This window comes from Nitrososphaera viennensis EN76 (genome assembly GCF_000698785.1).
GTDB classification, from domain to species: Archaea; Thermoproteota; Nitrososphaeria; order Nitrososphaerales; family Nitrososphaeraceae; genus Nitrososphaera; species Nitrososphaera viennensis.
Genome location: NZ_CP007536.1, coordinates 250,298 through 268,461, shown reverse-complemented (window position 1 = coordinate 268,461; position 18,164 = coordinate 250,298). Strand labels below are relative to the sequence as shown.

The following is an 18,164-nucleotide window of genomic DNA, read 5'->3' as shown; positions in this document are numbered from 1 at the left end:
GTGTATCGTGAGATACGTCAGGTGTAAAAGTACAGGTCCTTGCGGACGCCGGTCACTCCGGCCATCTGTGGGGCATATATAGACAGGTCCTCGACGTGCCTCACCTTGCCGTTTGTTATCTTGGCAAGCGCGTGCTTGTAAAAGAGGCTGACGTGGTTCCTGCGGGACTGTAGGTTTGAGAGAAGCCTGCTTGTGAGGTACTTGCCCGTCCGGTCCATGTCAAGGAGCAGGATTATCTTTTTTTTCTCGTGGCCGTGGCAGTGGCAATCTACAAAGTCGGCTATGCCCTTGAAGTTGTGGAACACGGCAGGGCTTCCCGTAAAGCCGATGCTTGAGAGCGCCTCGGCGTCGCGCCTGCCCTCCACGACGATCACAGAACCCCGCTCAGACTCTTCGTTTAGCATGCCAACAAAATGCCTCAGCTTCTCAAGGACTTGCTCGTCGTTTGCCTGATAGCCCATCGGCAGCTGTAGTTTAACGCAAGTGCGATTTAATACTTTTGTGCCATGTCGGCGGCACAATAAACAATAATACTGCCCGGCACGGCATGGAGAAATGCTTGAAGAAGAAGGTCCTTTCCATCCAGAATATTGCGTGCGAGACGCTTGGCACGCTTGAAGGCATGTTCAGAAAGGACGGCTTGGAGGTCGAAAATGTCAGTGCACAGGAAGGAGGCATACCCATCAAGTCGTCCGAGTACTCTGCAGTTGTCGTTCTCGGAGGCCCGATGGCAGTCTATGACAATCTCCCATACCTGCAAAAAGAACAGGACCTGATAAGGGATGCAATCAAGAATGGCGTGCCAGTCCTTGGGGTGTGCCTTGGCTCACAGCTGATAGCGCAGGCGGCCGGCGGGCGGGTGTTCAAGGGCACAAAAAAAGAGATAGGGTGGCACGACGTCCTCCTGTCGCCGCAGGGAAGGAAGAGCCTGTTCTCGGGCATTAACGAGAAAAAGATGAGGGTGTTCCAGTGGCACGGCGACACCTACGAGCTGCCAGAAGCTGCAACCGTCCTGGCATACACCGACCTCTACCCGCAGGCGTTCAAGGTAGGCAGCGCGATAGGCGTCCAGTTCCACCTTGAAGTCGATGAGCGCCTCATCAAGAGCTGGATGAAAGAGTACGACGCGGAAGTAACGGCGGAAAAGGTGGACGCAAAAAGCATCCTCCCGGCTCTCGGCGACCTGTCAGAACTTGAAAAAAAGTGCAAAGTTGTGTATAGAAACTTTACAGCGATGCTTAGGTAACTATAAAAGAAGCTTGAGAAGCTTTTCCTCAGATTCAATATGGCGAATCAAAAGGTCCAAAAGATCTTTGATGATGTTTTTGCAACCAAGGAAAAAGTAATCACAGAAGAATTGGCTAAACAGGTTTTGACAGAGTACGGTGTCAAGGTGCCGCCGTACGCGCTTGTCACAAGCGAGGCAGATGCCGCAGGCAAGGCCAAGGCGATGGGCTTTCCGCTTGTCGCCAAGATAGTGTCGCCCGAGATCCTGCACAAGACAGACGTCAAGGGTGTCAAGGTCGGCCTGCAGAACGAGGCACAGGTCAAGGACGCTTTTAGCGACATGCACGGCAGGCTGTCAAAACAATACAACACGGTCAAGGGCGTGCTCCTTGAAAAGATGGTGCCACCAGGCGCAGAGCTCATTGTCGGCCTGCAGAACGACCCCCAGTTTGGCCCGATTATCATGGTCGGAATCGGAGGCATCTACACTGAGGTCTTCAAGGACGTCGCGTTCAGAGTATTGCCGATTACAAAGCAGGACGCGCTGGACATGATAAACGACCTCAAGGGCAAGAAGATCCTCGAAGGGTTCCGCGGCGCGGCCCCGGTCGACAAGGACATGATTGCAAACGCCCTTGTGAGCATCGGCAACCTCGGCACAGAGATGGCATCCTACTACGAGAGCATCGACTTTAACCCCGTGATATTCTACGAGAAGGACTATTACGTAGTCGACGCCAAGATAATCCTCAGGCAGGCAGTCGACGCAAACGCCGTGTCCAGGGCGCAGCCTGACTCCTCGTACATGGACCTGTTCTTCAATGCCAAGTCGATTGCGCTCATTGGCGCGTCGCCGGAGGCAGGAAAGGTCGGCAACTCGGTTCTTGAGAGCATGGTCAAGCACGACTACAAGGGCAAGGTGTTCCCGGTAAACGCCAAGGGCTACCCAGAAATCATGGGCATCAAGGCGTACAAGAGCCTCGACGACATCTCTGAAAACGTCGAGCTCGTGGTCGTGACGGTAGACCTGAAGTTCGTCCCGGACCTCATGAGGTCGGCGGCAAAGAAGGGCATCCACAACTTTGTAGTAATTTCCGGCGGAGGCAAGGAGCTTGGAGGCGAGCGCGCGGCCATCGAGGCAGAGGTAAAGAAGCTGTCACGGGAACTGAAGATAAGGATCATCGGCCCCAACTGCATCGGCATGTTCAACGGCGCAAACCGCCTCGACTGCGCGTTCCAAGGCCACGCAAGGATGCTTCGCCCCAAGAACGGCAACGTCGCGTTCCTCTCCCAGAGCGGGACGGTCGGCATCGCCTTCATGGAAAGTTCCGACGTCTTTGGCATGAGCAAGATGATCTCGTACGGCAACAGGTCCGACGTGGACGAGGCAGACATGATCTGGTACCTCTCTGAAGATCCAAACACCAAGGTAATCGGCCTGTACGTGGAGGGCCTCGGCGACGGACGCAAGTTCATGAACACAGCCAAGAAGGTCATCACAGAGCGCAAAAAGCCAATAGTAGTATTCAAGAACGGCAGGAGTGCAAGGGGCGCCAAGCAGGCGGCTTCTCACACGGGATCGCTTGGAGGCTCGTACGGCGTCGTGAAAGGCGCGCTGGACCAGGCAGGCATCATCGGGGCTGACAGCTATGAAGAACTTACAGCAGCACTAAAGGCGCTGAACTGGCAGCCGGTGCCAAAGGGAAGCCGCGTGGCAATGGTCACAAACGGCGCAGGGCCAATAATCGCGGCGATTGACAACTTTGAGCGCCTCGGCCTGCAGGTCGCAGAACTGTCAGATCAGACCAAGAAGGCGTTCAAGGAGCACTACCCGGCGACCTACGTCATCGGCAACCCGTGCGACATCACAGGCTCTGCAAACGCCGACGACTACCGCTTTGCGATACAGGCGTTCATGGACGACCCCAACGTCGACATCATCATGCCGTGGTTCGTCTTCCAGGACGACCCGCTTGAAGAGACGATCGTTGACGTGCTTGCGTCGTTCCAAAAGCAAAAGAAAAAGCCCATACTCATCGGCGCGATGGGAGGACCGTTCACCAGGAACATCTCAAAGCGCATCGAAGATGCCAACGTGCCAGTCTACCACTCGGTAATCGAGTGGGTCACGGCGGCAGGCGCGATGGCCAGATGGGCCAAGGTGTCCGGCGCGGCAAAGTAAGGGCTTTTGCCCACTCTTTCTCTCCTTTCATTATTTTCACAATTTGCTTTAAATTAGATATCCCGCCCATACCGGGTGTTGGAAAACTCGGCGCTCCAGACCAGACGGGCGTTTGGCGTTCTTTTCGTGGCAGTGTCAGCGGCCGTTGGCGCCGGCTCTGTCCTTTCAGAGCTTGCCGCAACCAACAGTATGTCTGCCTACTGGTACGCAGTGATATGGGGGGGAAGTTTCGGCGCGGTCCTTGCAGCCGCAGGTCCGCGCTTTCGCAAGGCAATCCCGGCCATTCGGGGGCGCATGAAGAACAGCATCAAGTGGTCGACTTCGGCAAAAGCAATAAACGGCATATCCTGGGCAGGGCCGTTTGCGGCCATCAGCGCGTTTCCTTCCCTCTACCAGTATCTCATCCTGCTGGGCATCGGCCTTGGCAACCTCTCCACCTACATCATGATGAGAAAGTACAGCGGCCAGAACAACACAGAGCAACTGCTGGTGGGCGCCATTTCGCTTGTGGCCCTGCCTGTCGCCTTTGTGATAGACAGCTCGCTCTTTGCTACGCATCAGGACGTCGCAGTCATGGTTTCAAGGATACTGATAGCCATAGCCTACGCGGTCGGCGGGGCGTATGCACTCTTGTCAAGGAGGTAAAAAAGAGAAGCGGGCCCGGCGGTTCCCTGATTCTCCAGATATCGAGTCCGAACTCAAACGGTTGATTTCGGACATGCTTGCGGTGTTGTGCAGGCGGATTATATACTCAACAATCTCAACAATACAGAGCAGTGGCAATTCATCAAATGGCGTCAACATCCATGTGGCCTTTGTAGGAAACGATGCCAATTACTATGAGGCAGGAATGTATTACGGATCGTTTACTTCAGGAGGTGGGTCGGGCTATAATCCCAATGTCTTTCAGTTTGCATGGGGAAAAGGAGGGCAGATACTAGGTGTTTCAAGCATAACTCCGGTGGCGGGACATCAAGTAGAGATTTCTCTGATATACATTAGCAGTGCAAGCAGATGGGAAGCGTGGTTCAACGACAAAAATACAGGTCAGCTCCAAACAATGGCTATAGGTTCTAGTTCTGTCAGCGTGGCAAGTGACACATTTATTTTCGCAGAAAGCAACGGGTTTGGACCCAACTCAAATACTCAGACCTTAGGCTTGGTAACAGTGCAGACTCTCTTGAAAGCTACACGTGTTGCAGGTGACGGAGTCACATTTAGCAACTGGGATGATGCATATGTTAACAAGAATTGTGTTGGAACAAACAATGCAAGCTATGGGGTTACTTACCTCGGAACACCGGGCAACTTCCAGATAGGGTATAACGGTGCTACTAAAAGCAACGGAGCTCAGATTTGGTGAGGCAGTAGTAGCAACCTCCATAATTTTTTTATTGTTCATTTGTTTATTCTGTTTCTATATTAGGGAACATCCATGGAACAACATTCAAAATCCGGCAAAAAAGTAATCGTAATCTTGGTAGGCGTCATAATAGCATTAGGTGCGTTATCAGCATACCTGGCGTACGGAACATTATCAGACCAAAAATCTTCCGGTTTTAACGGAAGCGATAACAATGTCGAGGGAAACAACAACGGTGCTGCCACCAATAATGCTACATCTCCCCTACTGGCATTATCTGAAGTGACTGCAAAAAATGAAAACGGAGAGAAGATAGGCACAATCGAACAGAGTCTGCAAATAAAAAATGGACAGCCAATCACACTACACGCAGTCTTCACCAATCCTTCTGAAAAGAATGTGGAGAATGTAGTGGTGCTTCAGGTAAGAGATGGGGATGGGAATGAAGTGGTAAATGTCATGAATAATGCAACGATTGCAGGAAGTACACAATATAGCATCGATTCAATGTGGCATCCGGACACTGTCGGAAAATACACGATGTTCATCTATGTATTCAAGCCCAAGGACGTGCAAAATACGGACTTCGCTCTTACCAAACCTGTCAAAGTTGCAGAACTTGAAGTGGTATGAGGTACTATCACTCTTTCTTTGGGATATCTCTCTCTGAGGGTTTAAAGCCAACCGTGGCCGAGCCCTCCAAGCGGGAGGGCGAGGCAGACAGTTGGGATATAGACATGCTGTCGATATGTATTATAAAAAGAGAGGCCGGAGCCTCTCATCCATTCAAGCTGGTTTAACTCGGCCAGAAGGATTGCACGCTCTAGATGTGGCGTGACTTGGCGAGTCTTGACGTCGCGAGTCCCTGGCCTGCCGCCTGTCCTGTCTGTCTCAGAGGGCCCCGCCCCGTCGACGCTGCTTGCGGGTCGAAGTTAAAGTTGAAATCTCCAAGTAGTGGAGATTGAAAAGCCTAGGCTGTCAGCGGCTTTTCTTTCTGCTTCTCCTTAGCCAGTACGCTGTCCACTTCAATGCTGGCCAATGCAAGTCCAAACTTGCTTGCCGTCATGCCTGTCTGCGACTCTGCGTCCATCCTGTACATCTTGGATTTACCGGATATCCTCGTCATCTTTATCAGCTTCAGCCGTTCCAGCTTGGGAAGCTCTCGCTGCGCATGCCTTATGGAAACGCCGGAATACCTTGCGATATCTGATTCTGAATAGTCGAACTCTCTAAATGTCGACAGAAAGTCCAAAATCTTTGCCGTGGCGTTTCCGGCAAACAGGCGCTCAAGCGGGCCTGATTCTAACGCCTTTTCCAACTCTTTCTTTCTTGCCATGCCATAGCTATGCGATGGCCGCTATATAATATGTCGTTACCTTACGTCATGTATGTCATGATTATTATATAAATCAGTGCTTGTAACTATGGCCGTGAATCCCGTCCAGAAGACGGTACTGGAGAGAATGCTCAAAGACACCATCATAGGCGGCAAGCACACCGCCATTGAAAACCTCAAGAAAGGATTTCCAAAGCACATGCGCGGCGAAGTTGAAGACGAAGTTCACAAGCTGATAAAGATAGGGTTCATCCTGCCAAAGCCTACAAGCTACGGTATGCAGGTGTCGCTCAATCCGCGCATGATCGAAGAGATCAAGAAGATTCTTGGAGTATGATTATTTTTTGCTAGCAATGCTGCTATCCAGAGCATACGGAATAATAGAAGGGCAGTCAAGGAATCAAAGGATTCTTCCAAAATAGCTATGATATATTGTAGTAGCTAACAGATGTGGAACAGTACCATCGAGAATTGTGTGAATAGAAAATTGGACATGGATTATTACCATGCACAACGCAAAGAACGGATTGCAGATAGAAAATAGGGGAGCGAAGTTACAGAGTTAGGGCAAATATCAATCGTAAGCAAACGGTAGAATCTTAGCATACAACGTAGTTGGACAGATATAAGATGTATGATAAGGTAAAAGAAAACTTGACATGAAAATGGATAATGCGGGGAGAATGTCTGGCACCAGCAGCAATATCATTTTGCATTGTAGGTACATATTCAATATCTCTGCATTCAGCCGCAGAACTAGAGCAGCGTCTGAAAGCGCAAGAACAGTGCTCTGCGACGGCAAATATTCTTCCGATCATTCTGCCGAGCTAGGGATTAACCGGTCTGGTAGCGCATCCTACGGATCGTGCATTGTCAGGCGTATCAAGTCGTGGCCACGACCGTTGTTCTTCATGTTATTTCCCACCGTTGGCAGGCTATGCATCGGCGTATCACTCGATCCTGTCTGGTGCCATCGCTGGTACCAGGCAGAGTGTCCATCCTGTTGAAAGTTGGTACCAGTGGTACCACTGGTACCACATATTCACGCTCTGGTATCAAAATTTGACACCCGCCTGCAGGAGTGGCACCACTGATGCCATTGGTTTAGCCGTTCCTTATATATCATGTATTTAAGTTCTTTGATGCCCGGGGCACCAAGACCACACTGCTTTAGAGAAAGGATATTTCAAAATAGGTTAGTGCTACGGCACCGCGTTCTTCTGGTACCACTGGTACCAACAAGGTTTTTGTCCTGACGGACAACAGTCGTTCGGTTCTTAGTTTATACTACACCATAATACACATCGTAAATATTTAAGGCGGAAATCGACGCCCGATTTTTGCAGCAGAATAGTCGACGATTGTCTTATGCTGCCTACGTAGCTTGTATTTAGGTTCTTTGATGCATCACGCAACAAAACTGCATTTTTCCAAGCAAATCATAATTCGAGGCCGGTGCTACTACGATCCCCCTGTCCCTGGCAGGCTTTTTGCCATGATTTACGCTACGCTATAATATGCATCCAAAATATTTAAGGCGAAAAACCATGCTCCCGGCTTGCACCAAGTTTCAGCTGTTTCACGGCTTTTATACATTTGACTTATCACTTGGCAATGAATCCAAGACTTGAACAAAACGGCTCCTTCATCCTTGAAAAAGAGCTGGAAAGGCTAAAAGATAGGGCAGGAATAAAGACCGAGTTTAAGGTTGTCTGGTCTCCCAAATCAGATTCAGAGAATGAAGGAAAGGTTGTTGGCGACACCATTCTCTATTCGTTAGATGTCGAGGAAGCGCTACAGACCCTGCGGCATGAATTTGTCGACTTGATTGTAAGCAGCGCCATCCAACCTTATCTGAAACTGGTCAACGTACTCTTGTCAGAGATATCCGAAGATGCATACAAAAAGAAGGAAGAGGCGGTAGAGACGCGCTTAAACTGCTAGTGGATGACAGTAAACCTTCTTCCTCCTGACAAGAACTTTGCCGCTCTTCAGCTCCTTTACGATGTCCCATCCATCTTGGACATAGGAGACAAGCTCTTCTTCGTCTGCCAAGATCCTGCTCTTGTACTTTTCTTCTTCATCCAGCTCCCTTGCCCTTGCAATCGCGTCCTTTATCGCAAGCATTTCATCTTCGATGCCAAGAGGCTTGCTGTCTTCTCTTTGCTTTTCTATCTTTATCTTCATCGGGTCGATGCCGTACAGCTTGGCCTGCTCCCTCCACATTTCAAGCAGTATTTCCTTTCTGTCTTGTTCTTGGACCTCCGCTGTGGCCGTACTCAGGAATCGTTCTGATTCTCGGAAGGCTCTTCTCATGTCTGATAAAAGCTCGTCAGGCAGCCTTCCCTGTTCGTAGTGTACCGGGCTTCGATGTCTCCCTTGTGGCCCATGAAGAACTGTCTGTACGCGTGTGCAATCTTGCCCTGGCTTTCAGCTAACAACAGTTGTGTGTCAAAGTATGCCCTCAGGACATACGGCCTAGCCTTGATTACTGGCAGCATGGCTTCTCTGATCTCTTTTGTGATTGCAGGTGTGGTGATGAACTTCTTGCCAGCGTCTTTGTTCCTCCCTTTCATCAGGTAGCCTTGGCTCAAGGTCATCACAGCTGAACTTTCGTTGATGGTCTCACCGCTGGCAATTCTCTTGTCAAGGTATGCAGCCAGATATTCACACCCTTCGCTTGTAAGGAACGTAAAGTACCGGTGACGCGCCTTGCTCAATGTTGACCTTACGATGACCATCGCCGGCACTGTCTGGAACACAGCTTTTCCGTCGACTATCTTCAGGTCGGGTATATCTCCAACAGTCAGCCCGTCGGAAGCAGAAGCGTTTCCCAGAACCTGCGGCCTCAATCCGGCAAATGCGATCAGGCCTGCACTTGCCCTTGCTCTTACCGAAGCATGATTCAGTACGGCTTTCAGCTCTTCCCTTGTAGGCACCCTTTCGTCCTGCAAGGTGATTGCCATATCTGCGTTTGCCACCTTTATCTTGCGTTTCAGCTCGACATAGTTGTACGAAAGCCACGACTTGGCTGCTTTTAGGACACCCTTGATGTAGGATGGCGCGTAACCTTCAGTCTCCAGCTGCTGAACGTGGTCATGCAGCATGTCTTCGACCTGCTTTGGGTTGGCGGTACCGATGGTGACGAGCTTGCTTGGTGTCGTGTGCCTTTGCTCGCAAAAGAGCCTCAGCCTGCGCAGATATACATCTGCGTTCAGCTTGCTGCTGCGGCACAGGTTTTCGTACCATCTCCTTACATCGTCGTCCTTCAAAAGATCCTTGCTTCTTTTCTTGCAGCTCTTGTTTCCCTGTTTTCCCTCCGCTAATTTCGTATTTTCTGCGCTTTTAAGGCATGGACTCGATAAGTGGAAAAAGCGGGCCCGGTGGGCTTCGATCCCACGACTTCCGGCTGTCTTCAACAGGACGTTTAGAAGGCAGGCGCTCTATCCATGCTGAGCTACGAGCCCGCGTTTTGGAATGCGGGCAGTTCCTTTATAAAATGTTTTTTAAGGTGCGGCTATGCGACGCTTGTCAGTCTGTTTTTTCTTCTCTCATTCCGTGCCGCAATTGCGAAATAAATCGCAAGGAGGGAGTTTGCCACCATGACGGCAAATAATGTCAAGCCGTCCACAAAAAAGTGCGGCACTTTGTAGGTTGAATACAGCGAGCCTTCGCCGAACAGCAGCGCAAAGTAGAACGCAGCGGTTATGGCTGACGTGGCCATTGCAAATGCCAGATGGCGGGTTTTTGGCATTATAATTGCAGAGGCATAACCTGCTACGATAATGGCTGCCAGCGCCGCGGACGCAGACAATACAAAAGCGCACCTTGCTTCAATCGCGGGAAGGTAAGGCATGGCCGATGCAAGCCAGAACAGGACGCCGGCAAGCCACACGGTTTCAAACGAGGATTTGGCCGCAAAATATACCCGGGCTACCTTTTCTCTGGTGAAATGCGCACTTGTTTTCCTTGAAATCTGCATTACCCTGAGCATCAGGATGGCAAATGACGCCAGCCCCAGAGCAAGCGGCAGGTACAGCTGCGTGATTTCCCCAGTCGTTGGCGCACCAGAGCCTGTCACGATTATCGTCTGGCCGATTCCAAGACGCGGAAAGTTCTCTGACAGGAAGAAAGAGTGAACATGGTATGCGCCTGCCTTGAGCGGATATATCCGGATTTCATAATCTACTCTTTCGCCCGGTTCAAGCACTATCGAGCTGGGCAGGCGGTGTTCCACCCTAAAGTACCAGCTTGACTGGTCGCGGTAAGGAGGGTAGATAAAAGCAAGGAGATCATAGTATGGAGGCACTTCTTGGCGTACGCCATTTGCATCAATCACTTCCGAGAGAGTCACAAAGATGTACGGCGACATCTCGATCCTCTCTGTCGCGAGGCTTGCAAGCGTGCCTGTCACCACTATAAAGCCATCCGTGCTTGCCCTGTTGCTTGAGAACTGCTCGTTGTCTATCCTTACGGGCAGGTCCTTTACGTGCGACGATGTGTAGTGGGCTTACGCGTTATTTTTTTGCAAAGGATATGCTAAAGATAGCAACAAAATGCCAGACATGATAAAGAAAATACACGCCTGTGGCAGTTTCTGCAACTATCCATCCTTTACGCCGCATGACGTAATAAACATCTGCACCTCAGCAGGAAGAGGTCGTTTTCTGCAATTGCAGAAGCCTCAAAACCTGTACCTAATAGTAAAGATTTTACATAACATTTCATATAATAGCATAATTCCCATACAGACAAACTATAATAGTTGGCGGGTGAACTCTACCTTAGTCAATAATAGAAGTGATTTAATAATGACGACTGATGACAGTAAAAATAACAACTTCAAGCCCGGGCTAACCCCGGACCAGGCAAGCAAGATGTTTGACATGTGGTCCGAGGTGCTGAAGCTGCCGACCATAGGCCCCATGTACGCATTTACGAGGGACTTTAACACGTACGCAAACGAATTTGTCAGCCTAGGCAAGATAATGGCTGACATGAAGACCCACATGGACCAGTACTGGTCCATGATAAACGCCGCCTACACCAAGGCGTCAAAAGAGACGGCCGAAAGGGCACCAAAGCAGTTCTTGACCAAGGACGACTTTGACGGCTACCGCAAGGCCATGATAGAGGCGTTTGAGGACGCATTCACCGGCCTGTACGCGTCGCCCGAGTTTTCGCAGGTCTACGGCAAACTGTTCAGTAGCCAGCTGGACATGTCAAGGGCCATGCAGACCATAACCGAGCGCAACTTCAAGGCGCTCAACCTGCCGACGAGGGGAGAGATGGACGAGATCCTCAAGGACATACACGAGCTAAAGAGGTCTGTCCGCGACCTGAAAAGGAGCCTAGAAAAACAATGACACAGCAAGAAACGCTTCCAGACAAGCCGGAGCAGCAAAAACAGCAGCAGCCACGATCGCCTGCCGCTGCAACAACAGAGCTGGCGATAAAGCCGGCAGAAGACCTGGCAAAAGAGGCGCAGGAGAACCTTCGCAAGATTGAAAAGACAAGGGAAATCCTGCATACCGCAGGAAGGGTCGAAGTCGGCCAGACGCCGCATGAAGTGCTGGTAGAGACAAGGGCATACCGGCTTTTGCACTACCAGCCGCTTGTGAGCAAGACCTTCAAGACGCCCATTCTGACAGTTTATGCGCTCATCAACAAGTCGTATGTGCTTGACCTCCAGCCGGACAAGAGCTGGATAAGGAGCCTGCTGACTCAGGGCTTTGACGTCTACCTTATTGACTGGAAGGACCCGTCAACCGTGGACAAGTACCTGACGTTTGACGACTATGTCAACGGCTATATCAGCGACTGCGTCGATACCGTGCTGAAAAAGAGCAAGGCTGACAAGCTGACGCTGCACGGCTACTGCATGGGCGCGTCAATGTCCATAATGTACACCGCCCTGCACCAAGAAAAGGTGCGCAACCTGGCAGTAATTGCCCCTGTCATTGACACTGAAAAAGACTCGACAGTCATCGGCAACATGGCCAAGCACATGGACGTTGCCAAGATGGTCGACACGATAGGCAACCTGCCGCCAGAGCAGCTGTTTGCATGCTATTCTGCGCTCAAGCCGTTCAAGCAGGGAGTCGCCAAGTACTTTAACCTAGTGCAGAACATCGACAACGAGCCGTTTGTCGGCAATTTCCTGCGCATAGAAAAGTGGCTGTACGACACCCCTCCGATAGCCGGCGCGACGTTCAGGGAGTGGATATCTGACATTTACCAGGACAACCTGCTCGCCAAAAACGAGTTCTACCTCGGCGACCTCGTTGTCGATCTGTCAAAGATAACTGTGCCCCTGCTCAACCTCGTCGCCGACGAGGATCACCTTGTTTCGCCAGAGTGCAGCGTGCCGCTCAACGACATGGTGTCAAGCACAGACAAGCGCCTCATGCGCTTCCACACAGGCCACGTCGGGCTCATCGCCAGCTCGTACTCGCAGAACAACGTGCTCCCCAAAGTGGGACAGTGGCTCAAGGCAAGGTCCCAATAGTAGCTGCAAGAAAAAGAAAAAAAAACCGCCGCAGCGGGTGGGCGGGGCTTGAACCTCTTGTTGCAGTATTTGGGAGGGTGTGTGTTCCATATGGATGATGACACTCTAGCTGCGGTCACGGCAGCAGAGCCCTAGAGATATTCATTTTTCCGGTGTGCCTTGCCGCATCAAGTTGTTGCAACCATACATCGCATGATGCAGCAGGGTAGAGCACAGCTTGCCGCATATAGTCTCTTTCCAGAGAGTTTTCACTCTCTCCTATGATTGCGGCGGCACCGCTACTTCCGCGGTGTTAGCAGGTTCTGTCACAGAGATCCTAGACGTTCCCACTTCAGACAGCGCGGCAGGAGACCCGCTCAGCTTGTCCCATACAAAGAGCTTGATTGCATAGTTGCCAGGCTCTACGGGTGTCGTCCATGACCTTGACACAGTCTCTGTCTGTCCAGTGTTTACGGCGCCGGCCTGCCAGTCGATGCGGAAGGTGATCCCGTTCTTTTCAACCTGGGTTATGTAGACGTAATTCTGCGGCTTGTTCTGGTAGTTCTTGAACGTGGCAGATATGCTTACCTGCTGTCCGGGTGCGGCAGTAGTGAGTACGACGTTACTGTTCTGCGGGCTCACGACTCCAAAGCTGACGAACTTGATCTTGTCCAGCTGGTGCGTCACAAAGTGCGAGTCCGGGTAGGTAAAGACCTCGCCTCCGACAGTCATGCTGCCGCCAGAGCCTACTCCGCCGCCACCACCGCCTCCTCCTCCACCGCCGCTTCCGCTGCTAACGACGTTGATGACATAGTTCTCGGTGCCGACGGGGCCAAGGTTGCCAACGCTATCCTTGGCGACGAACTTGAGCGTCGTGGTAGATGCTATAGCTATTGAGGTAACGTACTCGGTACTGGACGTTGTGGGCGTCGAGCCGTCGGTGGTGTAGTAGATCTTTGTACTGTTGGATTCGCTTGGCGCAAGAACAACAGATTGGGCCGTACTGTACGTGCCGCCTGCAGGCGAAGCTGTGACTGTCGGGGCCGTAGTGTCAATGACATACGACAGGGTCGTGACGTTGCCAGCGTCGCCTTGCAAGTCCACTGCAATGAGCTTCAAGTCAGTGCTTTTGGATATCTGTATTGGCCCGGTGTACGTGGTACTGTTTGCCGTAGGCGTCGAGCCGTCTGTGGTGTAGTGGATTGTCGAGTTGGCCAGCAGCGGCGTCAGGGTGACTGATTGCGGGGCGTTGTATGCTCCAGCTTTTGGCTTGGGCAGTACTGGAGAGGCGGCAGTTATGGTGACTGTCTGGTTTGCAGTTGCAACATTTCCAGCATCATCTTCTGCCCTCCATGTAACGATGTGGGTCCCTACAGTAAAGCCAGAACCTTCTGCGCCGCCGGGAGCATTGTTGGTTACAGTTGGATCGAGATCAACATTATCATGCACTTCGGGCTCTGTAAGTTCCGCACGTGAAACAGGGGTCAGTATGCCCGTCGCTTCCTTTGTAAAAGGCGGCGGCGCGGTTATTTGAGGGGCATCCACATCAACATTAGCGCCAAGGGTTACCGTGACAAGAGAATAAGCCCATTGATTTAGCCCCCAAAAGTCTTCAGCTTTGGCAGTAACGTTGTAGACGCCTGATTTGCTGATGGGCAGGCTAAAAGACCAGCTGGTCCAATTTCCATCAGAACCAGGAGCGGCTGGCTTGTAGGCGGTACCATTGGTCCTTACCTCAACTTTTTTTATTCCAGTTTGACTGTCCGAGGCTTTTCCCGTCACCATTATGTTTACCCCGGCTGTAGGTCCGCCCTTGTGGCTGTTATTTTGCGGCTCGGTAATAGCAACTGTGGGCCTGACAGTGTCTGCATTTGCCTGGACTGTGACATACTGTATTTTTTGAACAAAATTATTTGACTCATCAGTCGCCTTCCAAGTCACTTTGGTAATTCCTTGTGGAAATCCCGCCGGAGGTGCGTCGTTGGTAACTTCTGGATCAGGGTCAACATTGTCTAACACCGAGTAAGGTCCAAGATCGTTGATAATGGTAAGCTGGCTCGATGAAACCACAGGTAAATCTATAGGAGGTGTAAATTCAGGCGGAGTGATATCAGTTATGGTAGGCGGCGGAACGTTTGTAACTTCAGAGTAGCTCTTTATCACGTAACCTTGCGCGTGAATGTTGTCAATGAGCGTGTCCAGATCGGCTATTTCGGCGCTGTTAACTTGAGCAGGGTTGACAGGAACCCCGTTTGACTTGACGGCAAAGTCTTGGGGGTGCAGGGTCACCACGGCATACCCGTACGAAGCGATGGTGGCGTTAATTCTGTCCGCGATTGTGTTTACAGGGTTCTTGGCAGGCATGGTATCCTCGTAAGTGTAAAAGCCGATTACTTCTGGAAGGTGGTATATGCCAAACGAGTCTGCGATGTCAGAACCAGGTATTGCCTTGTAGACCTTGTTGTCCGGGCTGTCCGGCTCGTCAGGGTTGTATATGCTCAAAAGCTCCTGGTCAAACTCGGCGCTTATCATCTTCATGTCAAGGCTTTGGAGCGCGGTGAGGGTAGCGTTGTTGTAGATGTTGTACGGCGGTATAAAGACCATCGCACTGGTTCCCCAGAGCGCGACCATCTTTTGGTTGGCCCGCTGCAGCGTGTCGTGCTGCTCCTGGGGGCTCAGGGTCGTGTAGTCGACGTGGTCCCACGCGTGGCTTGCAAGCTCGAACTGCCCGGATAAAAGACCTGCCCTTACCTTGTTTACTACAGACGAGTCGTTTCCGATAAAGTTCATCACTGCTCCAATGTTTAGTTTTTCATTCCTGTCAATGAAACGATCCATGACTGCAACCTGGACCGTGTTGAGCCAGAAATCCTGGACGTCGTCAAGCCTAAATATGACGCAGTTGCACGCGCCGGGAATGGTAGCCGCGCGGGCAGAATTAGCAGCGGGAACAGAAACCAGGATGTTTAAAACAAGCACCAAGGCGGCTAGTGTTGCCGCGGGGGCAGTTTTTTTCATGACGCAGGCGCGGGTTCTGTCGCGACCGTACAGAAGATGCGTAAATACCATATAACAATTCTATAAGAGTTTTGTATATACGTACAGGGGTCATTATGTTATTCATTTTTGATTGTTTTATGGAGAAAAAAGCCAGTAGCGGCAAATTTGCAGGCAACTAACCGCAGTTAAATGACCAAACCTTGCACAGTTCCTTGAAAAGAGAACAATTCACTCACTCTGGCACGCAAAATAATAATCATCCTGGCCGACAGCAGCGTCGATCTCTCCCTTTCAGCGCTTGATTTGCGCCTTGCCGTTAGGATACACATACACGCAAGAAAGAGTAGAGCGCTGAGGGTGGGACTCGAACCCACGAGTCCCGAAGGACATCAGCTAGCACGTCAAGTGTGTGTATGATCTCGAGGCTGACCCCGTTCAGGGTCTAGGACGACTTACCTAGCTTGGGTACCTCAGCACCCTTCCTGCAAGGGCGTTGCAATTTATGCCTTTGTAGGTCTGAAAAAAGTGGAATTAAAATTATATAATCAGGCGCATAGAATAGCAGGCGTGTTGGCGACATCCATCAGGCTACCTTCAACAGAGGAAGTCAGGAGACTGACTATTTCCGATCTTGCAATCGCGTCGGGTCTTTCAGACGCGCTGCGCGACAGGATGAGGGAGTACGTCGCCATCGACCCGTTCACGGTCGTCGACCCGTTTGGCGATAGCGACGACTGCACGTACTCGGCAGTACTCGACAAGGAGAACCCAAACCGCGTCGTGGCCATGATAGTGAACAAGCGCGACTCGCTCCCGCAGCTCCCATGGTCTGCAATGCTGGGCGAGCGCCTGGCCAAGATACCGATGACAAAGGAAGAGGCAAAGGCGTTAAAGCACGAGATGATGCCAAAAGAGTGGGGCAACTTTTACCCGTACCGCAGAAACGGCAGGGTAGCAGGCTACTTCATGTTTGCATTCCAGGTCTGCGGTCAGCGCTAGGTCCCCCGTTTCCTCTCCCCATCTCCTTCATCTCGACCACAGATATCTTGTGGAACTGCTTGACCATCTTTTCCAGCGACTTGCGGACGTCGTCTTCGTCGCCGGAAGAAATGCGGAGGACTTCGAGGTAAAGGTCTTCAAAAGTGATGCCGTTGCACATGTTCCACAGGGAAACAGCAGTGTCGTTTACGCGGTAGGCCTCGCCCCGGCCGTTTATCAAAAGCGGCGTCCCGTCCATGTCGTTGCCAACCATGCCGCGCCGTATGATTATCTTTTCATCTTCCCGTTTCAGCAGCATTTCCCGACGTCACCGTTCAGCTCTCCTATGCATGTTCTGGTTATTATCCATTCTGCCAGTTGCAAGGCTCCGTTAACTTAGCCACCATCCTTGGCCAGGAATGTCATAAACCGTATCATGTCTGCGCCCATATGCAGGTACAGTAAAAATAATTTGAACCAGTTCCAGACATGCTGTCTGTCACAATTCTCCTTCCTGCATGGAAAGTGGTCGTCAAAACACTCCGTCCTGTCCTTGATATGCTGTATAAACCGCTCCATCAAATTCTTCAATTCTGTACCGTACACATAATGGCGTAATCTGAGCCACCTGCAAGCATCATTGTACCACTGAGCACCGTCTGTGAATATCGGCCTCCTTCCATACCTCCTTTGCAACTGCTTGAAGAACTGGTAACATACGAAAATGGTCCTCTCACGAGACAGATGCATCATCAAGCATGTGCCAATAGTTGGTTCGTACGCTATCCATAGCCAATAGTCATGCCCATCTATCTGCAATAGTGTTTCGTCAACAAATATTGCCCTGACAAGGCGTCTGTCTGTCCGGAACCTGTCTGCAAGGCTGGAATATTTCTGTACCCATTTCCATACAGCAACGTGGCTCCTTCTCTTTATTGGTGATAGCGATCTGGCTGCCAGCCGAAAGCTCCTAGAATTAAAATACAGGTACAGTGCATATCTGATTATAGCTGGGTCTGTCCTCTTTCTCATGCCAATGAAAAGCTAGGACAGTCCTAGCTATACAGATTACCCTAAGTTAACAGAGCCGTTGCAATCAATCAATCTTAAAATAAGCACGCCGACAAAAAATACCGTGTTCAAAAAGGCCGAGCAGGAGAAGAAAGAGGAGAAGAAAATAGTCCTGCTCACGCGCCAGGCCGCAGACGGCATCATCACGTTTTCCAAGACGTACCACCCAAACGAGGCGATACTCATCTTGCAGGGGAAAAAGAAGGGAAACGAGATAACGATAGACGGCCTCGTAATCCCGCCGTTTTCGTCAAACGGCCCGTTCTACTCGGGGTTTTCGCTGTACGACCTGCCGTTTGACAACTCGTACATCGGCACCGCGCACTCGCACCCCGGCCCGTCAAACAGGCCGTCGCTTGAGGATCTTAACCACTTTTTCGGCTTTGTGTCTGTGATAATTCACTTTCCGTACGAGTACGAGACCATAGCCGCGTACGAAAGGTCCGGCAAAAAGATGGAGATCAGGATCGTCGATTAAGTAGAAAGAGGGAGGGGCGTGCTTCCAGTGGAACGGCCTGCT

The 18,164-nt window shown here is 51.0% G+C and carries 19 protein-coding genes and 1 tRNA gene; 11 read left to right on the top strand and 9 right to left on the bottom strand.

The features are described 5' to 3' along the window. Positions 1-17: 17 nt before the first annotated feature. A complete protein-coding gene (locus tag NVIE_RS01525; RefSeq protein ID WP_075053709.1) occupies positions 18-461 on the bottom strand; it encodes a toprim domain-containing protein in 444 nt (147 codons plus the stop codon). A gap of 98 nt (positions 462-559) precedes the next feature. Here NVIE_RS01525 and NVIE_RS01520 point away from each other — a divergent pair, with 98 nt between their 5' ends. From NVIE_RS01520 to NVIE_RS01500, 5 genes are all read left to right on the top strand, one after another. Next, positions 560-1,246 (top strand): type 1 glutamine amidotransferase, encoded by a 687-nt coding sequence (locus tag NVIE_RS01520; RefSeq protein ID WP_158435033.1) that lies wholly within the window; start codon positions 560-562, stop codon positions 1,244-1,246. 39 nt (positions 1,247-1,285) lie between these two features. Next, the gene (locus tag NVIE_RS01515; protein ID WP_075053708.1) at positions 1,286-3,409 is read left to right on the top strand and encodes a 3-hydroxypropionate--CoA ligase; all 2,124 of its coding nucleotides are present in this window, start codon (positions 1,286-1,288) and stop codon (positions 3,407-3,409) included. Between the two features lie 75 nt (positions 3,410-3,484). Further along, the gene (locus NVIE_RS01510) at positions 3,485-4,054 is read left to right on the top strand and encodes a hypothetical protein (RefSeq protein WP_227717428.1); all 570 of its coding nucleotides are present in this window, start codon (positions 3,485-3,487) and stop codon (positions 4,052-4,054) included. A gap of 61 nt (positions 4,055-4,115) precedes the next feature. Further along, positions 4,116-4,772 (top strand): hypothetical protein, encoded by a 657-nt coding sequence (locus NVIE_RS01505; protein WP_158435032.1) that lies wholly within the window; start codon positions 4,116-4,118, stop codon positions 4,770-4,772. A gap of 72 nt (positions 4,773-4,844) precedes the next feature. After that, a complete protein-coding gene (locus NVIE_RS01500; protein ID WP_144239404.1) occupies positions 4,845-5,405 on the top strand; it encodes a peptidase associated/transthyretin-like domain-containing protein in 561 nt (186 codons plus the stop codon). A 337-nt stretch (positions 5,406-5,742) separates the two neighbouring features. On the opposite strand, the gene NVIE_RS01495 is transcribed toward NVIE_RS01500, so the two are convergent. Next, the gene (locus tag NVIE_RS01495) at positions 5,743-6,108 is read right to left on the bottom strand and encodes a hypothetical protein (RefSeq protein WP_075053704.1); all 366 of its coding nucleotides are present in this window, start codon (positions 6,106-6,108) and stop codon (positions 5,743-5,745) included. 94 nt (positions 6,109-6,202) lie between these two features. Between NVIE_RS01495 and NVIE_RS01490 the strand changes: the two genes are divergently transcribed. Further along, on the top strand, positions 6,203-6,445 hold the full coding sequence (locus tag NVIE_RS01490; protein ID WP_144239403.1) for a hypothetical protein: 243 nt from the start codon (positions 6,203-6,205) through the stop codon (positions 6,443-6,445). Positions 6,446-7,722: 1,277 nt separating this feature from the next. Further along, the gene (locus NVIE_RS01485; protein ID WP_144239402.1) at positions 7,723-8,052 is read left to right on the top strand and encodes a hypothetical protein; all 330 of its coding nucleotides are present in this window, start codon (positions 7,723-7,725) and stop codon (positions 8,050-8,052) included. Here the strand turns inward: NVIE_RS01485 and NVIE_RS01480 are convergent. The 3 genes from NVIE_RS01480 to NVIE_RS01465 all read right to left on the bottom strand — a co-directional run bounded on the left by NVIE_RS01480 (position 8,041) and on the right by NVIE_RS01465 (position 10,525). Further along, entirely contained in the window at positions 8,041-8,424 is a 384-nt protein-coding gene (locus NVIE_RS01480; RefSeq protein ID WP_075053701.1) for a hypothetical protein, read from the bottom strand. The two genes, NVIE_RS01485 and NVIE_RS01480, sit on opposite strands and share 12 nt — an antisense overlap. After that, positions 8,421-9,380, bottom strand: coding sequence for a hypothetical protein (locus NVIE_RS01475; protein ID WP_075053700.1), 960 nt, complete (start codon positions 9,378-9,380; stop codon positions 8,421-8,423). Before NVIE_RS01475 ends, NVIE_RS01480 begins: the two co-directional genes overlap by 4 nt. Positions 9,381-9,625: 245 nt before the next feature. Then, positions 9,626-10,525, bottom strand: coding sequence for a hypothetical protein (locus NVIE_RS01465; protein ID WP_075053699.1), 900 nt, complete (start codon positions 10,523-10,525; stop codon positions 9,626-9,628). Positions 10,526-10,664: 139 nt separating this feature from the next. Here NVIE_RS01465 and NVIE_RS01460 point away from each other — a divergent pair, with 139 nt between their 5' ends. Further along, on the top strand, positions 10,665-11,474 hold the full coding sequence (locus NVIE_RS01460) for a poly(R)-hydroxyalkanoic acid synthase subunit PhaE (RefSeq protein ID WP_084790558.1): 810 nt from the start codon (positions 10,665-10,667) through the stop codon (positions 11,472-11,474). Beyond that, entirely contained in the window at positions 11,471-12,616 is a 1,146-nt protein-coding gene (gene phaC, locus NVIE_RS01455) for a class III poly(R)-hydroxyalkanoic acid synthase subunit PhaC (RefSeq protein WP_075053697.1), read from the top strand. The genes NVIE_RS01460 and phaC overlap by 4 nt, the downstream gene beginning before the upstream one ends. Before the next feature lie 258 nt (positions 12,617-12,874). On the opposite strand, the gene NVIE_RS01450 is transcribed toward phaC, so the two are convergent. Both NVIE_RS01450 and NVIE_RS15025 read right to left on the bottom strand, forming a co-directional pair. Next, positions 12,875-15,574 carry a chitobiase/beta-hexosaminidase C-terminal domain-containing protein gene (locus NVIE_RS01450; protein WP_227717528.1) on the bottom strand — a complete coding sequence of 900 codons (2,700 nt, stop codon included), beginning with the start codon at positions 15,572-15,574 and terminating at the stop codon, positions 12,875-12,877. 370 nt (positions 15,575-15,944) lie between these two features. Then, positions 15,945-16,070, bottom strand: a tRNA-Ser gene (locus NVIE_RS15025). Between the two features lie 92 nt (positions 16,071-16,162). Here NVIE_RS15025 and NVIE_RS01445 point away from each other — a divergent pair. Then, positions 16,163-16,594 (top strand): hypothetical protein, encoded by a 432-nt coding sequence (locus tag NVIE_RS01445; RefSeq protein WP_144239400.1) that lies wholly within the window; start codon positions 16,163-16,165, stop codon positions 16,592-16,594. On the opposite strand, the gene NVIE_RS01440 is transcribed toward NVIE_RS01445, so the two are convergent. Next, on the bottom strand, positions 16,560-16,892 hold the full coding sequence (locus tag NVIE_RS01440) for a PqqD family protein (protein ID WP_075053694.1): 333 nt from the start codon (positions 16,890-16,892) through the stop codon (positions 16,560-16,562). The two genes, NVIE_RS01445 and NVIE_RS01440, sit on opposite strands and share 35 nt — an antisense overlap. Before the next feature lie 77 nt (positions 16,893-16,969). Next, the gene (locus NVIE_RS01435) at positions 16,970-17,605 is read right to left on the bottom strand and encodes a DDE-type integrase/transposase/recombinase (protein WP_075053693.1); all 636 of its coding nucleotides are present in this window, start codon (positions 17,603-17,605) and stop codon (positions 16,970-16,972) included. Positions 17,606-17,708: 103 nt separating this feature from the next. Here NVIE_RS01435 and NVIE_RS01430 point away from each other — a divergent pair, with 103 nt between their 5' ends. Further along, positions 17,709-18,122: a Mov34/MPN/PAD-1 family protein gene (locus NVIE_RS01430; protein WP_075053692.1), complete on the top strand. Its 414-nt coding sequence runs from the start codon at positions 17,709-17,711 to the stop codon at positions 18,120-18,122. The last annotated feature ends 42 nt before the right edge of the window (positions 18,123-18,164 follow it).

What these genes read in the sequence shown, in the direction of transcription:
- NVIE_RS01485 (WP_144239402.1), top strand. Translation starts at nt 7,723, where the DNA reads ATGAATCCAAGACTTGAACAAAACGGCTCCTTCATCCTTGAAAAAGAG.
- phaC (WP_075053697.1), top strand. Translation starts at nt 11,471, where the DNA reads ATGACACAGCAAGAAACGCTTCCAGACAAGCCGGAGCAGCAAAAACAG.
- NVIE_RS01515 (WP_075053708.1), top strand. Translation starts at nt 1,286, where the DNA reads ATGGCGAATCAAAAGGTCCAAAAGATCTTTGATGATGTTTTTGCAACC.
- NVIE_RS01480 (WP_075053701.1), bottom strand. Translation starts at nt 8,424, where the DNA reads ATGAGAAGAGCCTTCCGAGAATCAGAACGATTCCTGAGTACGGCCACA.
- NVIE_RS01435 (WP_075053693.1), bottom strand. Translation starts at nt 17,605, where the DNA reads ATGAGAAAGAGGACAGACCCAGCTATAATCAGATATGCACTGTACCTG.
- NVIE_RS01460 (WP_084790558.1), top strand. Translation starts at nt 10,665, where the DNA reads ATGCCAGACATGATAAAGAAAATACACGCCTGTGGCAGTTTCTGCAAC.
- NVIE_RS01440 (WP_075053694.1), bottom strand. Translation starts at nt 16,892, where the DNA reads ATGCTGCTGAAACGGGAAGATGAAAAGATAATCATACGGCGCGGCATG.
- NVIE_RS01500 (WP_144239404.1), top strand. Translation starts at nt 4,845, where the DNA reads ATGGAACAACATTCAAAATCCGGCAAAAAAGTAATCGTAATCTTGGTA.
- NVIE_RS01525 (WP_075053709.1), bottom strand. Translation starts at nt 461, where the DNA reads ATGGGCTATCAGGCAAACGACGAGCAAGTCCTTGAGAAGCTGAGGCAT.
- NVIE_RS01495 (WP_075053704.1), bottom strand. Translation starts at nt 6,108, where the DNA reads ATGGCAAGAAAGAAAGAGTTGGAAAAGGCGTTAGAATCAGGCCCGCTT.